Source organism: Metabacillus sp. KUDC1714 (assembly GCF_014217835.1).
Taxonomy (GTDB): domain Bacteria; phylum Bacillota; class Bacilli; order Bacillales; family Bacillaceae; genus Metabacillus; species Metabacillus rhizosphaerae.
On record NZ_CP055263.1, the window covers coordinates 469,221 to 496,069 of the forward strand.

Here is a 26,849-nt window from a genome sequence, read left to right on the forward strand (position 1 = left end):
TATATTTTTACATTCTTATTCTTTGCAAAATGTTCACGATTATTATCTGCCTTTTCCATTTAAACACTGACATATTAACATTTCAAGAACTTGATTTAACTGGAATCGTTTACAACTAAAAGTCTTACAATTCTAATAATTAAGGTAATGGATTAAGTATTAAGAAAAGCGCAAGCGCCTTGAACAGACCCGACAGGCATAAGACGCTCAGGAATAGAAGACGTTCTTTGTCTTCAATTCCTGAGTGGCTTATGACCCCGAGGGTCTAGGCGCTGGAGCTAGACACCAAAACTGAGTAAGAAAAGTTATAAATTCTGATACTATTCAAAAAGGAAACCCTAAGAAATAAGAGTCTCCTAATTAATCCAATATAATATTATTTATTTTCTCTAAACCATTGATCGATTTGCTTCATAATTGAATTCATTGCTTCTTTATTTGAGAATTTTGGTAATTCTGCAAGAATTGCTTGCTTAGGAGGTGTACTATTTTCACCCTTCTTTTGTAGAATCAAGATGCTCTTTCCATGCTTTTCATCTTTAAATAAGGATAACGGCAATTGAATAAATCCTTGAATAATAGCCATCTTTCTAAGAAATTGATTTAGCTTCGGTGCTTCTTTCGTATCAAATAAGGAATTGGGAACAATAAAAAACAGATAACCATTTTCTTTCGCATGCTTCATGCTCTGCTCAATGAAAAGATGATGAGCATATGAGTGGCCTTCATCTGCCTTAAGTTCATATTTAGATGCTTCTATATCGTTAGGATAATAGCCAACTGGTAAATCGCAGACAACAATATCAACTGGATCAATTAACAATCGCTCTAAGCTATCCTGATTGAAGAATTGCACAGGATGTTCTTGAAGATTTGCATTAATATATGCTAATTTAATTAGTAAATCATCGACATCTACACCATAGCTATCAACTTGTTCTAGCGTTAAATAATTCAGTATAGTTGTAAGTAAGTTTCCAGTCCCAACTGCGGGATCCAATACTGATATTTCCTTTTGATTACCGACAAATTTGCTTACTAAATAACCCAAAAATAAACCGATTGTATCTGGTGTCATTTGATGATTAGGATGCGCACCTTCTTTTAACCCTTTTAAAATTGCCAACTGATATGCTTTACGAAGCTCTTCATTACCAAAAGAATCTATTTTAATTGTTTCATATTTACGTTTTAAACTTTTTTCTGTAATCTCGCTCAGATCTTCCTGTAGAATTGAACCATGAAAAATATTTTCGCCAGTTTCTGCAACTGCTTCTATGTAAGTCATGTTACATTCTTTCGCGATAAGATCTGCTGTTTCATTTATTACTGCAAACAAATTCTCTATTTTAGAAACTGTTTTCATCCATTTTCCTCCTCGCCATCGTACTCTTCTCATTTTAGACATTGCAGAACAAAAGCGCAAGCGCCTTGATGAATAGGACAACTCCTAATCTAGCTATTGTCCTAGCGTAAAATTTTTATACGACAAAAAAGACTGCCAAAAGCAGTCCCTTTATCTATGTTAGTCTTTGAACCTTATTGTGCAGACTTAGCAGCTTCAATTGCAGCTTCGTAGTTAGGATGATTTGTTGCTTCACTCACATACTCAACATATGTTACTTTGTCATTTGCATCAACAACAAATACAGCACGAGCTAATAAACGTAATTCTTTAATATGGACACCATATGCTTCACCAAAAGAAAGCTCACGGTGATCTGATAGAGTTTGCACATTTTCTAATCCATTAGCAGCACACCATCTTTTTTGAGCAAATGGTAAATCCACACTAATTGTTAAAACTTCAACATTCTCTACTTTTGACGCATCTTCATTAAAACGGCGTGTTTGTGCATCACAAACCCCTGTATCAATTGAAGGTACGACAGAAATTAGACGAACCTTACCTTTTGAATCTGCCAGTGAAACAGGAGATAAATCGTTTGCCAGTATTGTAAAATCAGGTGCACTGTCTCCAACTTTCACTTCATTGCCTAACAATGTAACTGGGTTGTTCTTGAACGTAATAGAAGCCATACCAAATTCCTCCTTTTAATTATGTACAGTGTAAATATAGCCTAGCTATCAAGATTTATCAATTGTTTTGAACTTTTAAAAATTCTAACTTTTTGCAAGACTTTGCAAAAGCATTTGTATCCCTCAATTATGAGAAATGACCCATAAAAAAAATTAACTGCCTAAACGGCAGTTAAAAATCTAAATCTTGCTTTTGCTGACTTTGATTGTTTGAACTTTGTGAATTACTGCTATCTTTATTTTTTTTGAACATTCCTTGAATTTTCTCTACAGTTTGTGGGGCTGCTTCTAAGATTTTTTCATATAAATGAGTACTTTCATCTAAATGAAGCATTTTTACACCTGTTGTTGATACGATTAGAAATGCAATTGGAGTAATGGAAACTCCACCACCACTCCCACCACCGAATGGAAGTTTTGGAGATTTTGGGTCGCCACCTTCTTCGCTACCTGAGGAATTAAACTCACTACCTCCTGCTGCGAATCCAAACCCAACCTTAGATACTGTTAAAATGACGCTTCCATCTGGCGTTTCTACAGGATCTCCTACGATTGTATTAACATCAATCATTTGTTTTAAATTTTCCATTGCTGTTTTCATTAGTCCTTGAATTGGATGATCACTCATGTTATGTAGCCTCCTTAAAGATTATTAACGGTCATTTTCATTACATACCGGGAAAGTTGTCCCCAAGTTCATTGCTAAACTGTTAGTTTGAAAAAAATGAAAATGGTTTGGTTTTCAACTTAGGACGTCCACCTTTCCAATATTTAATGAATTGTATACCTGCCAAAATAGCTTGCCCGATTCGAAACTGAAAAATACATTGTAATTTCGTTCTTGAACAGAACTGATTAAATTCAGGAGTTATTGTTACTACAGGGGTCGTCTGTAACTTCATATACTGACTTAGAAGACCAATGACGCCTCCTTTAATTGCCCAGGCAGCACCTGTTAATAACCCGGTATGTGCAGCATCACCGATCCCGAATTGTGAATGCCATTCTAGTTTTTTTATTCTTATTTTCCTTAAAAACTTGCGGATGATTTTATGCATTCCAACAATATGTTGTGTAATCTCCTTTATATCGCTCAGCCCATTTAGTGCATCCTCAGGTGTTACCTTATCCTCTATTTCTTTTACCTTATTATCCGCTTTTTCACTTCCCATTTTCTGCTCCTGCTTTACAATAAGTTTGGGTTCATCCTTATCAATTTTTACTAGTGGAATGTTAATCGTGTAGCGAAGTAATCCAAACCATGCACGAAATTTTATTTTAAACTGGTCATTATCACCGATATGATTTAAATCCAGTGTAACCGTCATCTTAGTAAAAATAATCAGTAAAAAGAGTAAGGATAAAAGCAGTAAAATAATCATCACTATAAACACGATTTTTCACACCCTTTCAATCCATCATTATCGCCTCTATAAAACTAAAATAAACCTACTGATATGTTCAGTAGGTTTATTTTAGTTTTAACTCTGTTAAAGCTCACTAATGTTTTGGCACTTTGTTGATTTGACCAGATACGTGGGATTCCTGCTTAGAGTGCGAATACAAGGGAGACTATATCCAGATGCAAAGCAAACCGGATATGCTCTCGGACCGCCCGCGGAAGCGAACGGTTGCAGCGGAAATCAACAGCCAAGTTTAACAGAGCCTTACATCAAAAAAGTCCGCTGATTTATTCAGCAGACAATTCTTCAGCATATTTAATAAATAACTTTTCATGAATAACTTGTGTATCAGAAAAGATATCGTGAAGTCCTTGTTTTTTTGGAGTAAAAGCAACAATGATATAGCCAATCCAAATGGTTTTTGAAATATAACGTCCTATTAATTCTCGGAATAAAATGGTTCCCCAACTTATTGTTTCTTCCTTAATAGAAATTACTTTTATACCAAAAATCATTTTCCCTAAAGTTTGATTAAAGTATTTTGTCATTAATACAAAATAAGCAAAAAAGATCACAGCTGTTGCAATTGAGACAGGAGAAAACAGAAATGAGTTATTGTTATTTAAACCTATTAAATCAAATAGTGGATAAATTACAATTCGATTCACACTACCGATAACTAGAAGATCGATTAAATAAGCCCAGAGGCGAATCCAAAAACCTGCTTGTAAATGATCGAAATCAATTGTCTTTTGCTTTTCTACAGGCTTATCCAATAACTCTGTATTATCTGCACCTTCAAAAGTAGCATCCACGTTTATCCCCCCTTATTCAGAATATAAGTACATAAGCCTTGGAGAATTTGAACTCGAAAGCAATTGATAAAGACTAGATAGCTCAGCATCCTCTTTAAATACTTTACCAACACTCATTGATAGGAGTGAATCAAGACCTAATGAATCACCATACTCAACGACCTGTGCCTCCTCTAAATCTAAATCCTTTTTCATAGCGGCAACTGTATCGTCGAAATATCCTAGCTCATCGATAAGATTATTTTCCTTTGCTTGTCTACCATCGTAAATTCGGCCGTCAGCAACTTTGCGAACCTCTTCTTCTGATAATGGACGTCCTTCTGTAATTACATTCACAAACCCTTTATAGGCATTGTCCACCATAGATTGAAGTATTTTTCTTTCTTCCTCTGTCATATCGCGAGTTGGAGAGAAAATGTCCTTATAGGGTCCACTTTTAATGGTTTCGAATTTAACACCATATTTTTCAGCTAATTCCCCATAGTTTATTGATTGCATGATAACTCCTAGAGAACCTGTTAAAGTATCTGGAGCTGCGAAAATTTTATCTGCAGCAGTGGAGATGTAATACCCACCTGATGCAGCAGTTGTTCCCATAGACACATATAAAGGTTTTTTACTTTTTTTAGTTAGTTCAATTAATTTTTTATGTATTTCAGCACTTTCTACAACTCCGCCACCAGGTGAGTTAACTCTAAGTATGACACCTTTTACACTATCATCCTCACCTGCTGCTTTAACCATATCTAAAAAAGTTTGGTGCTGATAGCCTGCAGTACTAAAAAAAGAAGTTACATCTTCACCAGTGTCTTGTATAACCCCATTTACATTCAAAACAAGGATCTTATCTAACGAATTGCCTTCTTCAATTATTTCCTCTGAAAATCCAGAGCTTGATGCAAAAGCATCCTTAAATAGGTCGCTTTGATTTATGAACATCATCGTTGAGCTTATAATAATTGAAAATACGAACAAAACACCTGCAATGGCAATAGCTCCCCATCGTTTACCGTTCATTTAAAATGTCTCCTCCTTCAACTAGAATTGTTTTGATATGATTTGCATAGCTTTAAAACATTTAATTATGTAAAAGTGGTAAACTAAACAACATAGAGTATTGTATCATCTTCAAGGAAAAATGTGGAGAATTTACCTATCATGAGGAGGAATCAGTGTGTCAGATCGTCGTAATGTTTATTTTTTTTACAAAAAAGAGGACGAACTCTTAGAGAAAATCAATTCCCTTATTGAATTAGCAAGAGAAAATGAATTTCGAGTTGTTGAAGATCATACTATCGCAAATGTAATTGTAAGCATAGGTGGAGATGGTGCATTTTTACAGGCAGTACGCAAAACAAACTTTCGTTCAGACTGTCTATATGTAGGCATAGGAGTTGATCATACATTAAGCTTGTATTGTGACTTCCATCTTGATGATCGAGAGAAAATGATTCAAGCTATGAAAGAGTCTCAAATTGAGGTTAGACGTTACCCAGTATTAGAAGTAAAACTTGATGAAACGACATCTTTTAAATGTTTAAATGAATGTTCCATCCGTTCAAGTATCATTAAAACCTTCGTTATCGATGTTTATATAGATGATCTACATTTTGAAACGTTTAGAGGAGATGGGATGTTAATTGCCACACCTACAGGAAGTACTGCATATAACAAATCTGTAAATGGTGCAGTTGTAGATCCTATGCTTCCATGCATACAAGTAAGTGAATTAGCTTCATTAAATAACAATCTTTATCGTACACTAGGTTCTTCATTTATACTAAGTGACACAAGAAAATTAACATTAAAAATCGTACAAGATGGCAATGATTACCCTGTTATTGGAATGGATAATGAAGCATTAAGTATCCGCAATGTAAAACAACTAGAGTATGGTTTAAGTGAGTTACCAATTAAAACAGTAAAACTTAAGGATAATTCATACTGGGAGAAAGTTAAGCGAACATTTTTATAAAAATGATTAAAAGGAAGCCTATATGCTTCCTTTTTCACTCATCTCTATTTCCATCGTTGGTTACCTTTTATACATAATTTCATTATCAACAATCGTTAACTCGACAGTCGCATTTAGCAGCTCCTCATGTGGCAGTTCAAATATATCTTGATCAAACACAGTGAAATCTGCTGTATAGCCTTGTTTAATCATCCCACGATTATGTGAATGGTGAGTTGCATATGCACTTCCTTTTGTAAATAGCTCAACAGCCTCATAAACTGAGAGCTTTTGCTCTGGGTAGTAGCTTTTTCCTGAATCATCATAAATACTAGTCCTTGTCACTGCAGCATAAATACCTAAAAGCGGATCAACTGGCTCTATAGGTGCATCAGAACCCCCTGCACATTGAATACCTTCTTGAAGCAGCGTCTTCCATGCATAGCATGTTTCCATATATTCCTCACCAATCCGCTCAGTTACCCATGGAAAATCACTTGCTACAAACCGTGGTTGTATATCTAAAATAATAGGAAGCTGTTTCGCTTTTTTTATTAAATCATTTCTTAAAATTTGAGCATGAATGAGACGGTCATGTTGCCCTTTCAATGGAGGGTACTCTTCAATCACATCTAATATCCATTCAAATGCCAAATCTCCGATTACATGTACCGCTACTTCCATTTTATAGCTTCTTGCTTTCACAATAAGATCTACTAATTCAGCTTTTGAATGAATAGCTACACCTGAAGTGGTTGGATCATCTTTATACGGGAAACTTAACAACGCAGTTCTTCCTCCAAGGGCTCCATCAGCAAAGATTTTCATCGCGCCGAACTCTCCGTAGTTTCCTAAACTTCTTTGTTTTTTGTGAAATTCATCTACGACTAGATGATGAACAAGCAGATGGGTGCGGAATTTAAATCCCTTGGTTAAGACACGATGAAATGCGGTTAAAGTATTATCTAAACTGCCATAGTAGGCCAAATCCTCCGAATGTGCACCCACTAGCCCTTTTTGATAGCAATCATTTATAGATGTCTCAAGTACATATTCTAACTCCTCCTGAGTAAGAGAAGGTGCAATTTCAAACAGAAGCTCCTGTGCTTGATCTAGTAAATATCCAGTTGGTTCGTTTTGTTCATCCCGTACAATAACCCCCCCAGCCGGGTCAGGTGTATCACCTGTAATATTTGCAAGCTCCAATGCTTTTGAGTTTGCTATACTTGCGTGTCTGCATATTCTTTTAAGTAATAATGGATGATCCCGTGCAACCTCATCTAATTCAGCTTTATGTAGAATCTTTTGATCCTCTAGTTGATTTTCATTCCATCCTTCTCCAATAATCCAGCTTCCTGGTGTTATGTCCTTTACTCGATCTTTAATACTTTCTAAAATTTCTTTTGAGCTTGTCGTCTTTGAAAAATCCAGTCTTGTTAGTTTTTCTCCATGTCCAATTAAATGGAGATGGCTATCTACGAGACCAGGTATCATCGTTTTTCCCTTTAAATCATGCAGCTCTTCTATATCCTCTTTATAAGCTTCAACTAAATACTTATAACTCCCAGTTGCAATAATATAGCCATTTTTAACATATACAGCTTCGACTTGGCTACCTTCTTTTTCTAAAGTGTATATTTTTCCTCCAGACCATAATGTACCCAATCATCATTCCTCCAGGATTTAGTGTCTACCAAAATGTTACCATAACCATTTCCAAAACAAAAAACCAGGCGATGTTGAGCCTGGTTTTCACTGACTATGCTTGTTTTAGTTCAAGCTCACGTTGTCTAAGTTCTATTCGACGAATTTTACCTGATGTTGTTTTAGGTAATTCATCAATAAACTCAATTTCACGCGGATATTTATAAGGAGCTGTTAGCTTTTTGACATGCTCTTGCAGTACAGTAATTAGCTCCGGGGTATTGATATTAGAAGGATCTCTTAATACAATATAAGCTTTTACGATATTTCCTCTAATTTCATCTGGGCTAGCTACTACGGCACACTCCTTCACTAAAGGATGTTTAACAATTGCATCTTCAACCTCAAATGGACCAATAGTGTAGCCAGAGCTAATGATAATATCATCGCCTCTACCTTCAAACCAAAAGTAGCCGTCTTCATCCATCTTTGCTCTGTCACCAGTAATATAATAATCCCCTCTAAATGCACTCGCTGTCCGTTCAAAATCCTTATAGTATTCTTTAAATAATGCAGGTGTATCCTTATGAACTGCAATGTCCCCAACTTCATTGACTACACATGGTTCACCTTCATCATTTATAATTTTCACATCATTACCTGGAGTAGGTTTCCCCATTGAACCTGCTTTGATTTCCATTCCCTTCATGACACCAACAAGGAGTGTATTTTCTGTTTGACCATAACCATCACGAACTTTTACATTAAAATAATGCTGGAATGTATCGATGACTTCTCGGTTCAATGGTTCTCCAGCCGAGACTGCACTATGTAAATTTGCTAAGGAATAGTTCTCAAGCTGCTCAACCTTTACCATTAATCGATATTCTGTAGGTGTACAGCATAATACATTTATTTTGTAATCATCTAAAAGCTGTAAATATTTATTAGGCTCAAATTTCCCTTGATAAATTAACCCTGTAGCACCCGAACCTAATACTGATAAAAACGGACTCCAAATCCATTTTTGCCATCCTGGTCCAGCAGTTGCCCAGACCATATCATTTTCCTCAATGCTTAACCAATTTTTCGCTGCAGTTCTTAAGTGAGCAAAAGCCCAACCATGTGTATGTACAACACCTTTTGGATTTCCTGTTGTACCTGATGTATAAGAAACGAATGCCTTACTATCAGATTTTGTTTCTGCTATATTCATTGATGTGCTTTGTTTCTTCATTAGCTCGTCTAGCGGTAACCAATCTGGATCGTTTCCATTTATAACGAATTTTATCAATTTATCAAACTGTCTTATTCCTCTAAATTCATTAGTATATAGTCCATAGCTTATTACAGCTTTAACTTCTCCATGTGTTACACGATACTGTAAATCTTTTGTTCGTAACATTTCTGAGCTAGGAATCACTACTAAACCTGCTTTTAAAGCACCAAGATAAACAGCATATGCATCTATAACCCTAGGTATAACAATAAGAACTTTATCACCCAGTTTTAAGCCTTCGTTTTTGAAAGCGTTTCCAATTTGATTTACCCTGTCCAATAAAGCACGATAAGTAATCTCACTTTTCTGACCTTGTTCATTTTCCCATTTTAATGCGATCTTTGTTGCATCTGTCGAATATTTTTCAATCTCTTCTACAAGATTATAACTTAATGGCGCAAGTAGTTCTTCTCTTACCATTTTCCCCCTCCTAATGTTTGCACAATCCTAAATAAATTCATGGCACAATTTAAAAATGAAGGAAAATAGAGTATTCCCACAAGTAGCTCCAATTAGGAGTGTACAAGCACGCACTACAATAAGTGTTGAGCTAAAACTCATCTATGTTCAAACTAATGAACAAATTAATAAGTTTTTGCAGGTTCCGTCCCATTTCCTTCTTACAATAATATTATACCTAATAGAATAAATAATTTAAATAATTATCAGTAAGACGATCGTTAAATACAATCGATTATGTATTGGAAAAAGACAATTATTTAATGCTTTCATGTAGAGTCTCATATTTCTTCACACAAGAAAAAGAACGGGATTTTACTCCCGCTCTTAGTAGCCATTATTTATTAAATTATGTTATTTGAAAGAACCACCCATTTGTTGTTGAGCAAAAGATACTAAACGTTTAGTGATTTCACCACCAACAGAACCGTTAGCTCGTGAAGTTGTTTCTGGTCCAAGGTTTACACCGAACTCAGAAGCAATTTCATATTTCATTTGATCGATAGCTTGTTGTGCACCAGGTACAACAAGTTGGTTTGAGTTATTGTTTTGTGCCATGTGTATCACCTCCTTGTGAGTTTAGAATGTGTAAATACACATGGCTTCATTCATATTTGTTTTTGGTAAATATTCACAAGTGCTTTTCTATAATAAGTTATCGAATTTTTCCTTTTGCTCCTTTGTTATGACGATTGTTTCCACCTTATTTAATGATTGTGAAACAAGCTCATCAAAATCAACAAAGCTTTCAAAACGTGATACTTTCTCAAGCTTTGGTTTTGTTTTAGGATTTGCAGGAGTAAAAATTGTACAGCAGTCCTCATATGGTCGAATTGATATATCATGTGTTCCAATACTTTTGGAAATTTCGATTATCTCGAGTTTGTCCATTGTGATAAGTGGTCTAATTATTGGTGTGCTAGTAACATCATTAATAGCAACCATGCTTTCCAATGTTTGACTTGCTACTTGTCCAAGGCTTTCCCCAGTAATTAGTGCAAGAGCTTGTTGTTTTTCTCGTAATTTATCAGCTATTTTAAGCATCATTCTACGTGTAGATGTCATCGTGTAATTTTCGGGAACTTGTTCTTGAATTTTTTCTTGAATAGCTGTAAATGGGACGATGTGAAGCTTTATCTTACCTCCAAAAGCAGTTAACTCCCTGGCTAGATCAATTACCTTTTGTTTCGCACGTTCACTTGTATAGGGGGGACTAAAAAAATGAATAACCTCTAATTCTACTCCTCTTTTTAATGTTAAAAACCCAGCTACAGGACTATCGATCCCACCTGATAATAAAAGCATTGCCTTGCCACCAGAACCTACAGGTAGACCTCCTGCTCCTTTAAAATCATAGCATGTAAGATATGTTGCCTCTTTTCGAACTTCGACACGTAGATTTATTTTCGGATTTTTAACATCTACGGTAAGATCTTCGGTATTTATTAGCACATGACTTCCAATCTGATAATTTAATTCATTTGTATCAAGTGGAAATTGTTTGTCTGCTCGCTTTGTTGTTACTTTGAATGTATCATATGGCTGGAATACACTGTTAACCGCCTTTAATGCCATTTCTTTTATTTCAGATATATCACTTTTACATTTAATCGCTAAACTGAATGATTGAATTCCAAATATGTTCTTTAACCTTTCAACGATTACTTCATGATCCTCGTTATGTAAATGGATATAAAGCCTATCACGTGTACCCTGGTATTCAAGATTTGGAAAATCTGTTAGCACATCTCTTACATTATTTTTTAACCTATCAATAAATTTCCTGCGATTACGTCCCTTAGTAGATATTTCCCCAAATCGAATTAATATGTGATCAAATTTCATCTTTTTTACCTCATTACCTTTGATAATTTTTCTATACCCTTAGAAAGCGTCTTAATAAAAGGATTAATTATTTCTTCATTTTGGTCAATTGACAAACTCACTCGAATTGCACTTTTCGCAACATCCTGATGTTTATTCATAGCAAGAAGTGTGGTGCTAATAGCTTTCCTTCTTGATGAACAAGCTGAAGTTGTTGATACAAAGATATTACGCTCACCTAAATAATGTATCAGCACTTCTGCTTTCACAGATGGTACTGAGAAGTTTATTATGTGTGGTGCAGTATTTTCTTGCGGTGTGTTAACAATAACACCATCTATGTTCATTAATTCCCTTTTAAGTTTAGTGAAAGTATTTTTCATGGTCGAAGATTGCTCTTCAGCTCTTTCAGATGCCATTCTTAGTGCCTTAGCAAAAGCCACATTTCCTGCAAGACTTTCTGTACCTGATCTCAACTGAAGTTCTTGCAAGCCACCTGAAAAAAGAGGAAGAAGATCAACTCCTGTCCTCACAAACAAAGCACCAGTCCCATTTAAACCATGGAATTTATGACCTGAAATCGTACAAAGATGAATATTAGCTTTCTTTAAGTCAAGTGGCACTTTCGTGATACCTTGAACATTGTCAACATGAAACAGAGCCTTAGGATACTGCGTAATAAGCTGTCCAATTTCTGTTACCGGCTGAATGGTGCCGACTTCATTATTTACATGCATAATCGATACGAGGATAGTATCTTCACGTATTTCTTTTTTCATGCGTTCAATTGAGACTATACCATTCTCATCAACTGGTAAATACGTAACATCAAAATCATGAACTTGCTCAAGCTGTTTAAACGACTCCAAAACAGATGGATGTTCGACTACCGAAGTGATGATATGCCTTCCTTTATGTTTATTAGCAAGTGCTGCTCCTTTTATCGCAAGATTATTCCCTTCTGTACCTCCTGAAGTAAAAATAACCTCCTGTTCATGCACCCCTAAAAGATTTGCAACCTGTTTTCTAGATTGATTTAGAAGTGACTCAGCTTCACTTCCTAATTTATGTACGGAGGATGGATTAGCAAAATAAACTTCAGTTACTTTTGAAAACGTTGATATGACCTCTGGATAAGGCTGTGTTGTCGCACTGTTGTCTAAATACAACATTCTGTTTCCTCTTTCTATATTAAGTTTAAAATGATTGCAATCACGCAAAATTATGTCTATATGTAAAATATTAATCATTCATTAATTAGGCTGTAATAATACCATATCAAAAAGCGAAATAAAAATATACGGTTTCAATAATTCCAAAATAAAAACAGGTATGACTTGTGAAATTATCATACAAATAGCCCTTTGTCTAATTGCATCAAATTTCAGTTAGTCATCCCTGTATAAAAGTTTTATTTATGTTGTTTACGTTGTTCTTCGTTTAAAATTTCTTGTATTTTTGTTAATGATCCAGGTTCAACTTGTTCAAGAGCGGCAGCTGCAGTTTCTAACGATCTGCTGTATTCATATTCTCTGAACAGTTCCTCTGATTCTCTAAATTTTATTGCAAGCTGGGAATTTCGACTGCGATAGCGATTACCGTATTGAATAACCTGCTCTATTAAATATACTTGTTCAATCAATTCATCAGCGACGTTCTTTAAGGATTCAACTGATTGAACACCTTCTTCTAATAATTGATTAACAACGAGCATATTTAATGGAATTTCATCTAATTTTGCTGTTATCATTGAAACATCTCTTTGTGCTTTATCAATAAACTCCAAAAAGTCAGCAGGTAAACCAGGTATATTGCTATGTTGGACAGCCCTACTTGTATTTAGTAATACTCTTTTTATCTGGTTTAATTTTTCCCTAGCCTGGAGTTCATCCTTTCGTAACATTTGGAGCATGTCTTGATATTGATTATGTTCTTCAAACAGCTTAGTAATTTGTTTTTCTATATCTTCAAGCTCTTCTTTAATAATTGAATGGGCAACATGGTCATTTTGTAAATTCTGTTCAATATGTGCGAATTTCTTCTCAATTTGTGAGAGTTGCTTTTCAATTAGTCTTTGTTTATCAAGCTCTGTTTCAGACAATTGGTAACTCTGTTTTACTATGTCTGTTTCTACCAAGGTAGCAGTTTTCTGTTCAGTCAATTCATTAAGTTTTGTGTTAATTGTTTCTTTAGCTTGTTTAACAAATTGACTCGCTTCTACTTCATGTTCTAAAAGATCATATATTGTATCAATTGATTCTTGAACAACTTGGAGACTTTCACCAATATCCTCAATTTCAGTTTCTTCAATTTGCTTTCGGTATGTTCCTAGTTGTTTGTTTATTTTTTCAATTTCTAACTCAACTTGAATATGCTCTAAATAATAGCCATTACCTTTCATTTCTTTATAGCCTTCTTCTAATTCACTTAAAAGATTAGGTAAAGTAATATTACATTCTGTAAGTAATTTAGGAATCTCGTTTATTTTGTCTTGAAGAATATCAAGCTCGCCCTTTTGTTTCACCAAAATTTCTCTAGCAGTTAAATAATTACCTACATTTGTTTCAGACTCAAATTCTTTTAACCCCTCTGAGATTTCAGCTACTTTTTCCTCCAATTTGGTATGTGCTTTCCCAAACTGATGGCTATGAGCTAATAAAGTCTTTTTCACTTTTTTAAATTGTTGTTTTATTTCTTCGCTTTCAACTGTGTTTTTTTCTTCACTAGAAACTAGTTCGTTTATTTCATCAATGATTTTGTCTATATTCTCATCAACTGTTTTTAATACATTCTCAATATGCTCGAGTACACTTTTCGACTTCTTAAATCGATATTTATCAGAGAAATCTTCAGCATCAAAGAGAAGTTCCTCAACCTCTGGAAGTTGGGTTGTAATAATTTCATCCCATTCATTTCTCCATTGCTCAAACAGTTTCTCCGCTTGACCTACCATTTTTAGTTCCTTCACTTTTGACAATTCATCTATAATCGACCGATTCATAATTTCAATTTTCCAAGCTTCTAAACGATCAACATCTTTATAAATTCTTCTTCTTAACATGTATCCAGCACCAAATAGAATACATACAAGAAGTATTAGTCCAACTATAACTTCCATAATGAGCCCCCTCGTTGTTACACAAAATCCTCATGACAGGAAAAAAACTCCCCACTGATGAAAGTTTCACAATATCATGCTGATAAGCGTTTTATTAAATTATCTATGTATTAATCTAATCTACTTTTTATCATCATACTTTCGTTCAAATAAGGAGACTTCTTACCTGAACTTTTATAACAGCTTTTGTGGAAAAGGTTCCTCTTAAGCGAGCAACACTTTTTTAATGTTATTTCAATGTATTTATGATACCATGTAAACGACAATTTTTGACCAGAAATTTATTTTTTTTTACAATATTTGTCCTTTACCGATACTTAGTAATAAACGTTTTCTAAAAGGGTTCGTATTTGAAGAAGTTTATCACTTAAAAAGCGCCATTATGCTTATTAGATAGAGACTCGACAATTTATTGCTTTTCGAAAGGAAGATGATGATGAAGAAGGATGGACATGTTCATACACCTTATTGTCCACATGGGACAACCGATCAACTAGAAACATATATAAACCAAGCAATAGAAGAAGGTTTCGACAGTTTAACTTTCACAGAACATGCCCCACTTCCACCAGGTTTTAAAGACCCAACACCTGAGGAAGATAGTGCAATGAAATTAGAAGACATGGATTCTTATATTAATGACATTCAGATCCTAAAAGATAAGTACCGACACAAAATCACAATTAACATCGGATTAGAAGTTGATTATATAAAGGAATTCGAGCATGAAACAAAAGTATTTTTAGATCAATATGGAAAATTTTTAGACGATAGTATTCTCTCAGTGCATTTTTTGAAGATCGATCATTCCTACTACTGTATGGATTACGATGAAAACACATTTGGCAAAATGATAGATATAGCAGGGTCATTACAAAACCTTCATCAAGCATATTACAATGAGGTATTACATTCTATTCATAGTGATTTGGGTAATTTCAAACCGAAGAGAATTGGTCATATTACGTTAGTTAATAAATTTCAAAAGCTTTATCCCGTTACCTTTTCTACTGATACTTCTGTCAAGAAAGTCATACAAGCAATAAAAGAACAAAAATTGGAAATTGATTATAATGTAGCTGGATTAAGAAAAAAATATTGTGGTGAAACATATCCTGAGGAATCGATTGCAAAATTGGCACACAAACAAAAAATCCCTCTTATCTATGGTTCAGATGCCCACAGCGCAAGGGATATTGGGAAGAATTACACACATTATGATCAACTAACGAACAGCAACTAGCTTTCCTTCTAGAGATTGATTCTCTAGCAACAATGAGTTCAGCCAAATTTTCAACTCTTTATAATATTGATGTACAAAATAGACTTCGTGAGTTTGGATATGGAGTACTTCGCTCATATATTGTGGCTGCAAATACGGTGTGTGCAAAAGGCTTCTTAATTGGATAATCATATGTGGTACAAAAACTTTTCGATAATATCCTTCCTCAATCCCTTGATCGATGACTGATTTGATATAGTATTTCTCCTTGGTTAAATAAGTTGTCATGACTTCACGAATTAGTACGGAATCCACTGTGACTTCACGGTATACTAATCTTGAAAGTTGACGATTTTCATGTTGATAATTTAATATATCTAAAATGATTTTACTTAAAACTGTGTGTGCATTTCCGTATTTTAATTGGGAATAATTTTCTTCAATTACTTGTATATACCCCTCATAATAATGAGATACAAGGTATTCAAGTAAACCACCTTTCCCTTTAAAATAGTAAGAAATATGAGCTACATTCGCATTAGCTCGATTTGCAATTTCTCGCACTGAAGTACCAGTAAAACCCTTTGAGTTAAACAAATATATTGCCGCATTTAGGATTTTTTGTTTTGTATCACGTAAAGGTTGTTTAGTCATTCGATTCACCCCCTTTTCCCTTTTATCTATACATTCAATTAATTAAGGTTGATTCCTTTATCATTCGCTCGACAAAGTTCTTTAGACTTTGTTAATTTTTAGCTGAAGGTAGGTTATAACAATGTTTTCTGTCGAAATGTACAAAGGTAGTAAAAAAGAACAATTTCCATTAGCTATTAAACAGCTAAAAGCATTATTAGATGGTGAAGATGATCGCATTGCAAATCTATCAAATGCTTCAGCATTTCTAAATCAATTTCTAGAAAATATTAACTGGGTAGGCTTTTACCTAGTAAAGGATGAACAACTTGTACTTGGCCCCTTCCAAGGTTTACCAGCATGTGTGCGAATTCCACTAGGAAAAGGAGTGTGCGGCACTGCTGCAGCTAACAAAAGAACTGAACGTGTTGCAGATGTTCATCAATTCCCTGGCCACATAGCTTGTGATGCGGCTTCTAATTCAGAAATTGTTGTTCCACTCATTAAGGACAATATTCTAATTGGAGTCTTAGACATCGATAGCCCTATCAAAAACAGATTTGATAAGATGGACGAGGCTTTTTTAGAAGAATTTGTTGAAATTCTTGTTAAATATATATAATTGAAAGTAAAAAAGTGAGCTGAATTTCAGCTCACTTTTTTATACCTGTACAATCACTTGATTTTTACCCTCATTTTTAGCGATATATAATGCCTTATCTGCTTTACTAAATAGTTGATGGAAGTTTTTGTCAATTTCAGCATTCCAATAAGAAACTCCACAGGAAATGGTTATCATCGGGTTAGTATTTTCCCTAACGCGCTTAACAATTCTCTCCGCTACTGAAATGCCTGATGCAAGTTCTACTTGTGGAAGATAGACGGCAAGTTCTTCTCCACCCCATCTAGCCCCAACATCATTTTCACGTATATTACTTTTAATAATGTTTGCTACTTGAACAAGTACTTCATCACCAACTTGATGACCATACGTGTCATTAACTTTTTTGAAATTATCGATATCAATTAGCACAAAAGTACCTTGCCGATCTTTCTGCATCGAGCTACCAATAAAATCATTAAAGTAATTACGAGAAAATAATTGTGTTAAATGATCGGTTTTAACCAATGTTTCAAGCTCTTCTCTTAACAATGAATTTGTCAGTGCTAATGTTGAATGATGAATTAATGATTGAAGCAACTTAAACATATCAAAAGAAAAATGATAGGGATCTTTATGGAGTACTAATGCACAGCCTTTAAGATTTTCACTCTGAACCATAGGAACAGCCATAACAGATGAATATGGTAAATCTTTTAAATATGTTGTTATATCGCCAATAAAAAGGCCCTCTAAATCCTTTTCTATTTTCTCTCGTACATACTGAATGTAGATCATTACTTCTTCTGTATTAAAGAAATTCGTACTTCCAGGAAAGATTTGAATCGAACCATTTTGATTAATATAGAAAAATCCAACTTCATCTGCTTTAAAAGAATTTAATATTCTTAATGACATATACGTCATTGTATCTGTTAATCTTAAGTTCTTATTTAAACGATGTGATGTTTCATTAATTAGTTGTAAGTCCTTTATTAACCTTTTCGATTGCTCATACAATTGAGCATTTTCTAAGGCAGTTCCTGCAGCGTTTGCTAGCATTGCTACAAAATTTACATTTTCATCCTCAAGCTGCAATCCATGATTTGCAACAACCTGAAGCACACCATATACACCCTGTTTCCCCTTTAGTGGGATATATACAATCATTTGCCTATTCTTTTTATCAAATGACCTTTGAGCATTACCTGTGACAAAGGCTTCCATAGCCATTTCATTACCATCTTGATGATCAAAACCTAAATCTTTTATTGGTAAATCTAGATGGTTTTCATGGTCATGTGATAAAAACAAATAAAAATTATATTCAAAAAACATAGATTGTAAAGTAGTAACTAGCTCGGAAAGTACATCATCTTTATTCATAAAAGAATGAAATTTTTCAGTTAATCGATATAATTGTTTGAATTTCTGTTCATTTAGTGTGATTTGAACTAAATTTAAACTATGTGCAAAGAAAGATGAACAAGATTTGACTACTTCGTCTAATGATGCACTAGAAAATTTACTTATATTTAATCCTATTAACTCGACTAAACCATGTAAAGTATCATTTTGAATAATTGGGATGAAGGCTTGTTCTTCAAAAAAATAAAGCTTTCCGTATTGAAGGTCGTCTGGCACTGCCTTAACCGGATAACCTCTGTCTTTAAAAGCTGGTGTTAGGTAATCTAACTGCTTGTTATAAGAATAGAAAATTGCATCTTTAATACACAGTTCCCTTTTTAAAACACTTGTAAGCTTTTTTAAAATTTCATTTATTGAAGGTTGCTGGTGATTGTTACTTAAAAATTCAAAAAAAGTACTCTTAATCGCCAGAACAACCAATTGATCACCCATATATTTCACCCACACAATCAAGTTACAAGCTGAATATGACGGATTTAAACCACCATATAATATAAGAAAAATCTCTCAGTAATTATATCATAAAACTTCTTACTATATATGTAATAGGCTAAAGTTTTTGGCTCATCTACTTTCTCCTTTATAAATATCCTTTTATTAATAGTTGAACCTTCCCCTTATAATTTAATATAAGAAATGCTTAATTGCCCTAATTAGGATCCTAGCAAAACTAGGGAATTAACTGATAAATTGTTATATCCTCTAACACTTTAATATGATTTTTGTGTTAGCTGGTATTTAGAAACTTTCTAGACTAAAAAATATAAAGCTTCTTGACATTATACATATAAGATCATATAATGTTCGTTGTGTATAAAATATGCAGCCTATTGATGTAGCAGTTTTGATTTCATTTTGTTCCCCTTTTAACAAAGGAGGTGTATCGCGTAACTCTATGCTGCTGGAGCGAGGATACATGAAAACAAAATGTGCATAATTGTCCAATCAGTCTGGTTTTTATTTTATGCAAAAATAAAAACATAAAGGAGGAGTTAGCATGGCTCGTTATACAGGCTCAAGCTGGAAACTCTCTCGTCGTCTAGGTATTTCATTAAGTGGTTCAGGTAAAGAATTAGAAAAGCGTCCATATGCTCCAGGACAACACGGTCCAGGACAACGCAAAAAAATCTCTGAATATGGTTTACAATTACAAGAGAAGCAAAAGCTTCGTCATATGTATGGTGTAAATGAACGCCAATTCCGTAACCTATTTGATAAAGCTGGCAAAATGGCTGGTAAACATGGTGAGAACTTCATGATTCTTCTTGATGCTCGTCTTGATAACGTAGTATACCGTTTAGGTTTAGCACGTACACGTCGTCAAGCTCGTCAATTAGTTAACCATGGTCATATCCTTGTAGATGGCGGACGTGTAGATATCCCATCTTACCAACTTAAACCAGGTCAAACAATCACTTTACGTGAAAAATCTCGCAACCTTGATATCGTTAAGGAAGCAATCGAAGTAAGCAACTTCGTACCTGATTACCTAACTTTCGACGCAGACAAATTAGAAGGTACATTCACACGTTTACCTGAACGTTCTGAATTACCTGCTGAAATTAACGAAGCTCTTATCGTTGAGTTCTACTCTCGTTAATAAGAAAAATCCTGGTCTATGGACCGGGATTTTTTTATTTCCATATTTAAAAAAAGTGGTTAACTCTTTTAAGTTAACCACTTTTTTGCAGTCTAATATTATGCGTAACGAATTAAGAAATATTTCTTTTTCCCTCTACGAATTACAGTAAACTGTCCATCAATTTTATCTTCATCTGAAATAACTTTGGATAAATCTTGAATACGATCTCCGTTTATATAGATTGCACCATTTGTAATATCTTCTCGTGCTTGACGTTTTGATGGGGCAATTTTAGCTTGAATAAGCAAGTCAACTAAGCCAATTTCAGTCTCTTCCATTTTAGTAGATGGTACATCTTTGAATCCTTCTAAAATTTCATTACCTGTTAACTGTTTAATATCCCCACTAAACAATGCCGCAGAAATCTTAATTGCTTGTTGTAAAGCTTCTTCACCATGAACGAGTTTTGTTACTTCTTCAGCTAACGATTTTTGAGCTAATCGTTTTTCAGGTGCATTTTTAATCTCTTCTTCAAATTGCTCAATTTCTGTCTGAGATAAGAATGTAAAGTATTTCAGATATTTTACTACATCACGATCATCTGTGTTGATCCAAAATTGGTAAAACTCATATGGAGATGTTTTTTCACGATCTAACCAAATCGCTCCACCTTCTGTTTTTCCAAACTTCGTGCCATCTGCTTTTGTAACAAGAGGAATCGTCAATCCATACGCCTTAGAATTTTCTTCAGATTTACGGATTAGCTCTAGCCCTGCTGTAATATTTCCCCACTGATCACTACCACCAATTTGTAGTTTACATTCATTTTGTTCGTATAATTTTAAGAAATCATAGGATTGTAAGATCATGTAACTAAACTCAGTAAATGAAATACCAGATTCGATACGGGTCTTAACTGAATCCTTAGCAAGCATGTAATTAATACCAAAGTTTTTCCCAACATCACGTAGGAAAGAAATAACATCTAGACTACCAATCCAATCATAGTTATTCACAATAACTGCTGGATTAACATCCGCTTCAAAGTCAAGGAACCTAGATAATTGTCCTTTAATTCGATCAGACCAATCCTGTACAATATCCGCAGTATTTAAAGTACGCTCTGCCTTCTTCCCACTTGGATCACCAATCAGCCCAGTAGCACCTCCAACAAGAGCTATTGGATGATGTCCGTTTAGTTGGAATCTTTTAAGCGTTAACACCGGAAGCAAATGACCAATATGAAGACTATCCGCAGTAGGATCAAATCCAGAATAAAGCTTAATTTTATCTTCCTGTAGTACTTTAGCTAGTCCAGCCTCATCTGTAACTTGGTTTACTAAGCCTCTAAATTGTAAATCGTTTAATAATTCACTCATAATCGTTCTCCTTTGTCGTTTTTTTCAGGTGAATGAACACCAAAAAGCCCCTTCATTACTGAAGGGGCGAAATATTCGCGGTACCACCCTACTTAGGATTAAAACACAAATAATCCTCACTCGGTAATCTAACGGTTAAACCGTCTTTTTCTACTCAGTTGACCTTTTCAAAAAAGAAGCTCATGGACGTAATTCACGGAGTATCTATATGCTGATTTCCACCACCCATCAGCTCTCTATAAAAGGGAGATCTCCACTACTGAACCCAATCTCAGCGATTTCATATATAGTTATGATAAATGAATTTTAACCATAAACTCAGGTGAATGTCAATTGTTTGATGAATAATCACACTTTTAAAATAAGATTTGACCGTAAAGGCTACCTCTTATCCCATTCCCTTTATGACAAAACCCTACAAAATATGCGTTTTTTTTGGTATAATAAGTTGATTCGGGGGGATTGCATAATGAAAAAAAGGATGAAAAACTTAGGCGCTTCACGCCTTTTAACAAAGATGTAGTTAAAGGCTTTCGGATATCATATAACGTTATAGGAAATCTTCTTTTATTATTTCTAGTCATTGGCCTCATTGGCATGTGCTTTGCTGGAGGTGTTGGTGCTGGATATTTCGCTTCATTAGTAAAAGATGAACCCATTCGTTCATTTGAAGTTATGAAAAATGATATTTATAATTATGAAGAATCTTCAGAGGTATACTTTGCAAATAACGTATATCTAGGAAAATTAAGCGCGGACATTGATCGTGAGGAAGTAAAATTAGAAGATATATCAGAGCATGTCATTAATGCAGTCATTGCAACTGAGGATGAGCTATTTTATGAGCATGAAGGTGTTGTACCGAAAGCAATCATGCGTGCTTTGTTTCAAGAGTTCACAAATGCTGCAGTTCAAACTGGTGGTAGTACTCTTACACAACAATTAATTAAAAATCAAATATTAACAAATGAAGTTTCATTTGATCGGAAGGCAAAAGAAATTCTTTTAGCACTACGCTTAGAGAAGTTCTTTGAAAAAGATGAAATTATCGAGGCCTATTTAAATGTAACGGATTTTGGACGTAATTCAAATGGAAGAAATATCGCCGGTATTCAAGCCGCTGCTAAGGGTATTTTTGGTGTTGAAGCAAAAAACTTAAACATCGCACAATCTGCCTTTATTGCAGGTTTGCCGCAAAGTCCTTTCGGCTATACACCATTTTCTAATGATGGCGGTGCTATAAAAGATAATCTTGATCCTGGGATTAACCGTATGAAAACTGTATTAAGTCGAATGTATTCTGGAGGATATATTACAAAAGCAGAATACCAAGATGCATTAGCATATGATATTCGAGCAAACTTAACAGCGAAAAAGCCAACTCCTATCGACGAGTATCCTTATTTAACTTATGAAGTTGAGGATCGTGTAAATAAAATAATTATGGTTCAACTTGCGAAAAAAGATGGATATACAGAAGAAGAATTGAACAAAGATAGTGATCTTTATAACCAGTACTATTCTTTAGCAGATGATGAGATCAGGCATAATGGCTATCGTATTCATACCACAATTAATAAAGAAATCTACGACAAAATGCAAGATGTCGCCGCTCAGTATGAATATTATGGTAGTGATAAACCACAAGAGGTAAAAGACCCCGATACAGGAGAATTAAAAACTGTTCAAGAGCCGGTTGAAGTCGGTGGAGTCTTAATCGAAAATAGTACAGGAAAAATGATTAGTTTTGTTGGAGGACGAGACTTTGATCGTGAAAACTTAAACCATGCAACACAAGCCGAGCGTCCAAATGGTTCTACTATGAAACCATTGCTTGTCTACGCTCCAGCAATGGAAATAGGAAAATCACAACCTGGTTCTGTCATCGCAGACGTCCCTTTTTCATTAGGAAAATGGAAGCCAAAAAACTATGGTGGGGGCTATCATGGATTAACGAGTGCTAGAACAGCTTTAAAGCATTCTTATAACATTCCTGCTATAAAAACATACATGAGTATATTAAACCAAAATCCGGTATCTTATTTAGAAAAAATGGGTTTTACAAGTCTCCAGGAAGCAGATTATACTAATGTGTCATTAAGTTTAGGTGCAATGGAGAAAGGCGTAACAGTTGAGGAAAATGTAAATGCATTTGCAACTTTTGCGAATAATGGTAAATTTATTGATGCTTACATGATAGAAAAAATTGAAACAAGTAATGGGGAAATCGTCTTTCAGCATGAAAAAGCAGAAACTAATGTATTCTCTGCTCAAACTGCTTATTTAACAATCGATATGATGCGTGACGTTATTAGTAGCGGAACAGCTGCATCATTGAAAGGTTATCTGTCATTTAGTGCAGACTGGGCTGGTAAAACTGGAACAGGGCAAGACTATAAGGATGCTTGGTTTGTTGCGTCAAACCCTAGTGTGACATTTGGAACATGGATTGGATATGATACACCAAAACCTATTGAACAAAACTATAAAGGTTTATCTTATAGTAAACGTAATATTCTTTTATGGGCTAAATTAATGAATGTAGCTCATGATGTAAATCCTGAGTTATTAGCACCAAAAACTCGTTTCCAAAAGCCAGGTGGTATCGTAAGCCGTTCATATTGTGCATTAACCGGTGAACTTGCATCAGATCTATGTAGTAGTGCTGGTTTAGTTGCATCAGATCTATTTAATGTAAAATATGTTCCGACAAAAGTTGATGATAGTTTAACTAAAGGAAAATACGTGGTTGTAAAAGATCAAGCCTATCAAGTCCCATCATCAGCACCTGCTGAATTTGTTCAACAGGGTGTTATGTTAAAAAAGGACATTCTTAAGAAACATGGAATAAATAGTGTTCAGGATCTAAAACGTTTATTACCTAATACAGCTAAATGGGGAAATCTTGTTGTGACAGAAGGTAAATCAATTGGGGATAATGGATCAAACCCTAGTCAAGTTAGCGGTGCCTCTATTAGTGGATCGAAATTAAGTTGGGGTTCCAATCCAGATAATGATGTTGTTGGATATCGAGTATATGCAGCAGCTAACTATTCTACTAGTTATAAAAAAGTTGCAAGTATTCATGCATCAAGCACATTATCTGTAACTGTTGGTTCATCACCTGCTGCGTATTACATTGTCGCAGTTGATGTTGCAGGTCGAGAATCATCTCCATCGAATATAATAAAAGTCGGAGAATATGCAGATAAAAAGCCAGAGCCTGTAGCTACTGAGAACGAAAAAAGTAATAAAGATAATAAAGATAATAAAGATAACTCACAAACTAAACCACCAAATAACGATAAACCAAACACACCACCAGCAGCCGATAAAACTGCTGAATCAATATAAAGTATAAATATTGATTAAATGAAAATCCCAGGGAATCAGATCATTACTGATTCCCTATTTTAAGAACCAATTCAGTTAATAACACAAAAAGTCAGAGATTGTTTATTGGAAATATCCAATGCTAATCTCTGACTTTTTATATGTTAACTATATAACCTTGATATATTTACAACAATCAATCTTCCATCGTCGAAAGATCACCTGTTGGTAAATCAAGTTCCCAAGCCTTTAATACACGGCGCATAATTTTACCACTTCGTGTTTTCGGTAGCTTATCACGGAATTCTATTTCACGTGGTGCAGCATGTGCAGCTAAACCTTTCTTAACAAAAGTACGAATTTCTTCTTTTAACTCATCAGAAGCTTCATACCCTTCACGAAGCGCTACAAACGCCTTAATAATTTCCCCTCTTACTGGGTCAGGCTTCCCGATAACACCTGCTTCTGCAATCGCTGGATGCTCGATAAGCTTACTTTCGACTTCAAAAGGACCAACACGTTCACCAGAAGTCATGATAACATCATCAATTCTACCTTGGAACCAAAAATACCCTTCTTCATCCATATAGGCTGAATCACCTGATACATACCAATCACCTGGCATAAAATAAGATTCATATTTTTCTTGATTGTTCCAAATGGTATGCATCATGGATGGCCAACCTTTCTTTATCGCCAAATTCCCCATTCGATAAGGTGGTAGTTCATTTCCTTGATCATCTACAATCGCAGCTTCAACACCTGGAATTGGTTTTCCCATTGATCCAGGCTTAATTTCCATACATGGATAGTTACAAATAAGCTGTGCACCCGTCTCTGTCATCCACCATGTATCATGGATCCGTTTATTAAATACCTTCACACCCCAACGTACGACTTCAGGGTTTAGCGGTTCTCCAACACTTAGAACATGCCTTAGTGAGCTTGTATCAAATTGTTTTACTAGCTCATCACCAGCACCCATTAGCATTCTAAATGCAGTTGGTGCACTATACCAAACCGTCACACCGTAGTCCTCAATCGTTTGATACCAAGTATCTGGACTAAAGCGACCACCAACGATTACATTTGTTGCACCTGACAACCACGGTCCAAAAATACCATATACTGTTCCAGTTACCCAGCCTGGGTCAGCCGTACACCAATATACATCTTCTTCTTTCAAATCTAATACCCATTGTGCAGTTTGATAGTGCTGAACCATCGCCTGATGAACATGAAGGACACCTTTTGGTTTACCAGTTGATCCAGATGTATAGTGTAGAAGTAATCCATCTGTCTTTTCAACCCATTCAATGTCAATATCCTTGCTTGCTGTTTGCATTTCTGATAAAAAGTCGATGTGCTGCTTGGAATCAACAGAATTACCTACTACGACAACATGTTTTAATGATGGTAAATCACTTACTGGTATTCTATCAAGCAACTCGGGAGTTGTAACGATGACCTTTGCATCGCTATCCTCTAAGCGATCCTTTACAGCACCTTCCATAAATGCTTCAAACAACGGACCGACAATAGCTCCCAGTTTCACTGCTCCTAAAATCACAAAATATAATTCAGGGGTTCTCGGCATAAAAACGAAAAGACGGTCTCCTTTTTCAACATCAGCTGAACGCTTTAACACATTTGCAGCTTTATTTGAGAGCTCCTTCATTTCTTTAAACGTATATTTTTCTTCACGTTCAGGGTCGCGATAATGTAAGGCAATTTTATTTTTACGAAATGTTTCAGCATGCTTATCAATTGCCTCATAGGCTGCATTAACACGCCCAGTTTCTGACCATGTAAAATTCTTTTCAACCTCTGACCAATCGAATGAATGATAAGCAGTATCATAATCCTGTAAATTAAAATTCCCCTTTGTCGATGGCAACGCTTCCAATTTCATCCTAAACTCCCCCTTATGTAAGATTTTACAAATCTATTATATTACAATACTACATTTTTCACAATTTTTGAAATTAATATAATTTAATCATAATGTAAACGCTTCGATTTGTAAATAATCTTGTATAATAGATATCGTGATAACCTTATCTGGTAATATCAAGATCATTTCAATGGAGGTTTATTTAAGTAGATAACATAAGCATATCAGGGCACGAATCTTT

21 protein-coding genes and 1 other annotated feature are annotated in these 26,849 nt (G+C 34.9%); of the genes, 5 read left to right on the forward strand and 16 right to left on the reverse strand.

Features of this window, described 5'->3' with window-relative positions; genetic code table 11:
- Positions 1 to 376: 376 nt before the first annotated feature.
- From HUW50_RS02325 to sppA, 6 genes are all read right to left on the reverse strand, one after another.
- Complete coding sequence (locus tag HUW50_RS02325; RefSeq protein ID WP_066326725.1) at positions 377 to 1,366, reverse strand: class I SAM-dependent methyltransferase; 990 nt, start codon at positions 1,364 to 1,366, stop codon at positions 377 to 379.
- Positions 1,367 to 1,539: 173 nt separating this feature from the next.
- On the reverse strand, positions 1,540 to 2,040 hold the full coding sequence (gene tpx, locus HUW50_RS02330; RefSeq protein ID WP_066326713.1) for a thiol peroxidase: 501 nt from the start codon (positions 2,038 to 2,040) through the stop codon (positions 1,540 to 1,542).
- A 172-nt stretch (positions 2,041 to 2,212) separates the two neighbouring features.
- Complete coding sequence (ytfJ, locus tag HUW50_RS02335) at positions 2,213 to 2,668, reverse strand: GerW family sporulation protein (protein ID WP_066326707.1); 456 nt, start codon at positions 2,666 to 2,668, stop codon at positions 2,213 to 2,215.
- A gap of 82 nt (positions 2,669 to 2,750) precedes the next feature.
- Positions 2,751 to 3,434 (reverse strand): DUF2953 domain-containing protein, encoded by a 684-nt coding sequence (locus tag HUW50_RS02340; protein WP_260445642.1) that lies wholly within the window; start codon positions 3,432 to 3,434, stop codon positions 2,751 to 2,753.
- Positions 3,435 to 3,730: 296 nt separating this feature from the next.
- Positions 3,731 to 4,258: an RDD family protein gene (locus HUW50_RS02345; protein ID WP_066326705.1), complete on the reverse strand. Its 528-nt coding sequence runs from the start codon at positions 4,256 to 4,258 to the stop codon at positions 3,731 to 3,733.
- Between the two features lie 12 nt (positions 4,259 to 4,270).
- Positions 4,271 to 5,275: a signal peptide peptidase SppA gene (sppA, locus tag HUW50_RS02350; RefSeq protein ID WP_066326702.1), complete on the reverse strand. Its 1,005-nt coding sequence runs from the start codon at positions 5,273 to 5,275 to the stop codon at positions 4,271 to 4,273.
- A 157-nt stretch (positions 5,276 to 5,432) separates the two neighbouring features.
- Between sppA and HUW50_RS02355 the strand changes: the two genes are divergently transcribed.
- Complete coding sequence (locus HUW50_RS02355; RefSeq protein WP_066326700.1) at positions 5,433 to 6,233, forward strand: NAD kinase; 801 nt, start codon at positions 5,433 to 5,435, stop codon at positions 6,231 to 6,233.
- A 60-nt stretch (positions 6,234 to 6,293) separates the two neighbouring features.
- Here HUW50_RS02355 and HUW50_RS02360 read toward each other — a convergent pair whose 3' ends face one another.
- From HUW50_RS02360 to ezrA, 6 genes are all read right to left on the reverse strand, one after another.
- On the reverse strand, positions 6,294 to 7,877 hold the full coding sequence (locus HUW50_RS02360) for an amidohydrolase (RefSeq protein ID WP_185653661.1): 1,584 nt from the start codon (positions 7,875 to 7,877) through the stop codon (positions 6,294 to 6,296).
- Between the two features lie 94 nt (positions 7,878 to 7,971).
- The gene (gene mbcS / locus HUW50_RS02365) at positions 7,972 to 9,555 is read right to left on the reverse strand and encodes an acyl-CoA synthetase MbcS (RefSeq protein WP_066326696.1); all 1,584 of its coding nucleotides are present in this window, start codon (positions 9,553 to 9,555) and stop codon (positions 7,972 to 7,974) included.
- A 393-nt stretch (positions 9,556 to 9,948) separates the two neighbouring features.
- Positions 9,949 to 10,152: an alpha/beta-type small acid-soluble spore protein gene (locus HUW50_RS02370; RefSeq protein ID WP_066326692.1), complete on the reverse strand. Its 204-nt coding sequence runs from the start codon at positions 10,150 to 10,152 to the stop codon at positions 9,949 to 9,951.
- A gap of 87 nt (positions 10,153 to 10,239) precedes the next feature.
- Complete coding sequence (thiI, locus tag HUW50_RS02375; protein ID WP_066326688.1) at positions 10,240 to 11,439, reverse strand: tRNA uracil 4-sulfurtransferase ThiI; 1,200 nt, start codon at positions 11,437 to 11,439, stop codon at positions 10,240 to 10,242.
- A gap of 5 nt (positions 11,440 to 11,444) precedes the next feature.
- Positions 11,445 to 12,590 carry a cysteine desulfurase family protein gene (locus HUW50_RS02380; RefSeq protein WP_185653662.1) on the reverse strand — a complete coding sequence of 382 codons (1,146 nt, stop codon included), beginning with the start codon at positions 12,588 to 12,590 and terminating at the stop codon, positions 11,445 to 11,447.
- Positions 12,591 to 12,829: 239 nt separating this feature from the next.
- The gene (gene ezrA / locus HUW50_RS02385; RefSeq protein WP_066326677.1) at positions 12,830 to 14,536 is read right to left on the reverse strand and encodes a septation ring formation regulator EzrA; all 1,707 of its coding nucleotides are present in this window, start codon (positions 14,534 to 14,536) and stop codon (positions 12,830 to 12,832) included.
- Between the two features lie 433 nt (positions 14,537 to 14,969).
- Here ezrA and hisJ point away from each other — a divergent pair, with 433 nt between their 5' ends.
- Entirely contained in the window at positions 14,970 to 15,779 is an 810-nt protein-coding gene (gene hisJ, locus HUW50_RS02390; RefSeq protein ID WP_185654030.1) for a histidinol-phosphatase HisJ, read from the forward strand.
- Here the strand turns inward: hisJ and refZ are convergent.
- Positions 15,762 to 16,412: a forespore capture DNA-binding protein RefZ gene (refZ, locus tag HUW50_RS02395; RefSeq protein WP_066326668.1), complete on the reverse strand. Its 651-nt coding sequence runs from the start codon at positions 16,410 to 16,412 to the stop codon at positions 15,762 to 15,764. The genes hisJ and refZ overlap by 18 nt on opposite strands.
- A gap of 121 nt (positions 16,413 to 16,533) precedes the next feature.
- On the opposite strand from refZ, the gene HUW50_RS02400 reads away from it, so the two are divergent.
- Positions 16,534 to 17,013, forward strand: a complete 480-nt coding sequence (locus tag HUW50_RS02400; protein ID WP_066326658.1) for a GAF domain-containing protein — start codon at positions 16,534 to 16,536, stop codon at positions 17,011 to 17,013.
- Between the two features lie 39 nt (positions 17,014 to 17,052).
- Here the strand turns inward: HUW50_RS02400 and HUW50_RS02405 are convergent, their stop codons facing one another.
- Positions 17,053 to 18,852: a sensor domain-containing diguanylate cyclase gene (locus tag HUW50_RS02405; RefSeq protein ID WP_066326654.1), complete on the reverse strand. Its 1,800-nt coding sequence runs from the start codon at positions 18,850 to 18,852 to the stop codon at positions 17,053 to 17,055.
- Positions 18,853 to 19,417: 565 nt separating this feature from the next.
- Between HUW50_RS02405 and rpsD the strand changes: the two genes are divergently transcribed.
- The gene (rpsD, locus tag HUW50_RS02410) at positions 19,418 to 20,020 is read left to right on the forward strand and encodes a 30S ribosomal protein S4 (RefSeq protein ID WP_066326648.1); all 603 of its coding nucleotides are present in this window, start codon (positions 19,418 to 19,420) and stop codon (positions 20,018 to 20,020) included.
- 98 nt (positions 20,021 to 20,118) lie between these two features.
- Here rpsD and tyrS read toward each other — a convergent pair whose 3' ends face one another.
- A complete protein-coding gene (gene tyrS / locus HUW50_RS02415) occupies positions 20,119 to 21,381 on the reverse strand; it encodes a tyrosine--tRNA ligase (RefSeq protein WP_066326645.1) in 1,263 nt (420 codons plus the stop codon).
- 59 nt (positions 21,382 to 21,440) lie between these two features.
- Positions 21,441 to 21,663: a binding site (T-box leader), on the reverse strand.
- A 180-nt stretch (positions 21,664 to 21,843) separates the two neighbouring features.
- Between tyrS and HUW50_RS02420 the strand changes: the two genes are divergently transcribed.
- The gene (locus tag HUW50_RS02420; protein ID WP_185653663.1) at positions 21,844 to 24,735 is read left to right on the forward strand and encodes a transglycosylase domain-containing protein; all 2,892 of its coding nucleotides are present in this window, start codon (positions 21,844 to 21,846) and stop codon (positions 24,733 to 24,735) included.
- A gap of 175 nt (positions 24,736 to 24,910) precedes the next feature.
- Here HUW50_RS02420 and acsA read toward each other — a convergent pair whose 3' ends face one another.
- Positions 24,911 to 26,626 (reverse strand): acetate--CoA ligase, encoded by a 1,716-nt coding sequence (gene acsA, locus HUW50_RS02425; RefSeq protein ID WP_066326644.1) that lies wholly within the window; start codon positions 26,624 to 26,626, stop codon positions 24,911 to 24,913.
- Between the last annotated feature and the right edge of the window lie 223 nt (positions 26,627 to 26,849).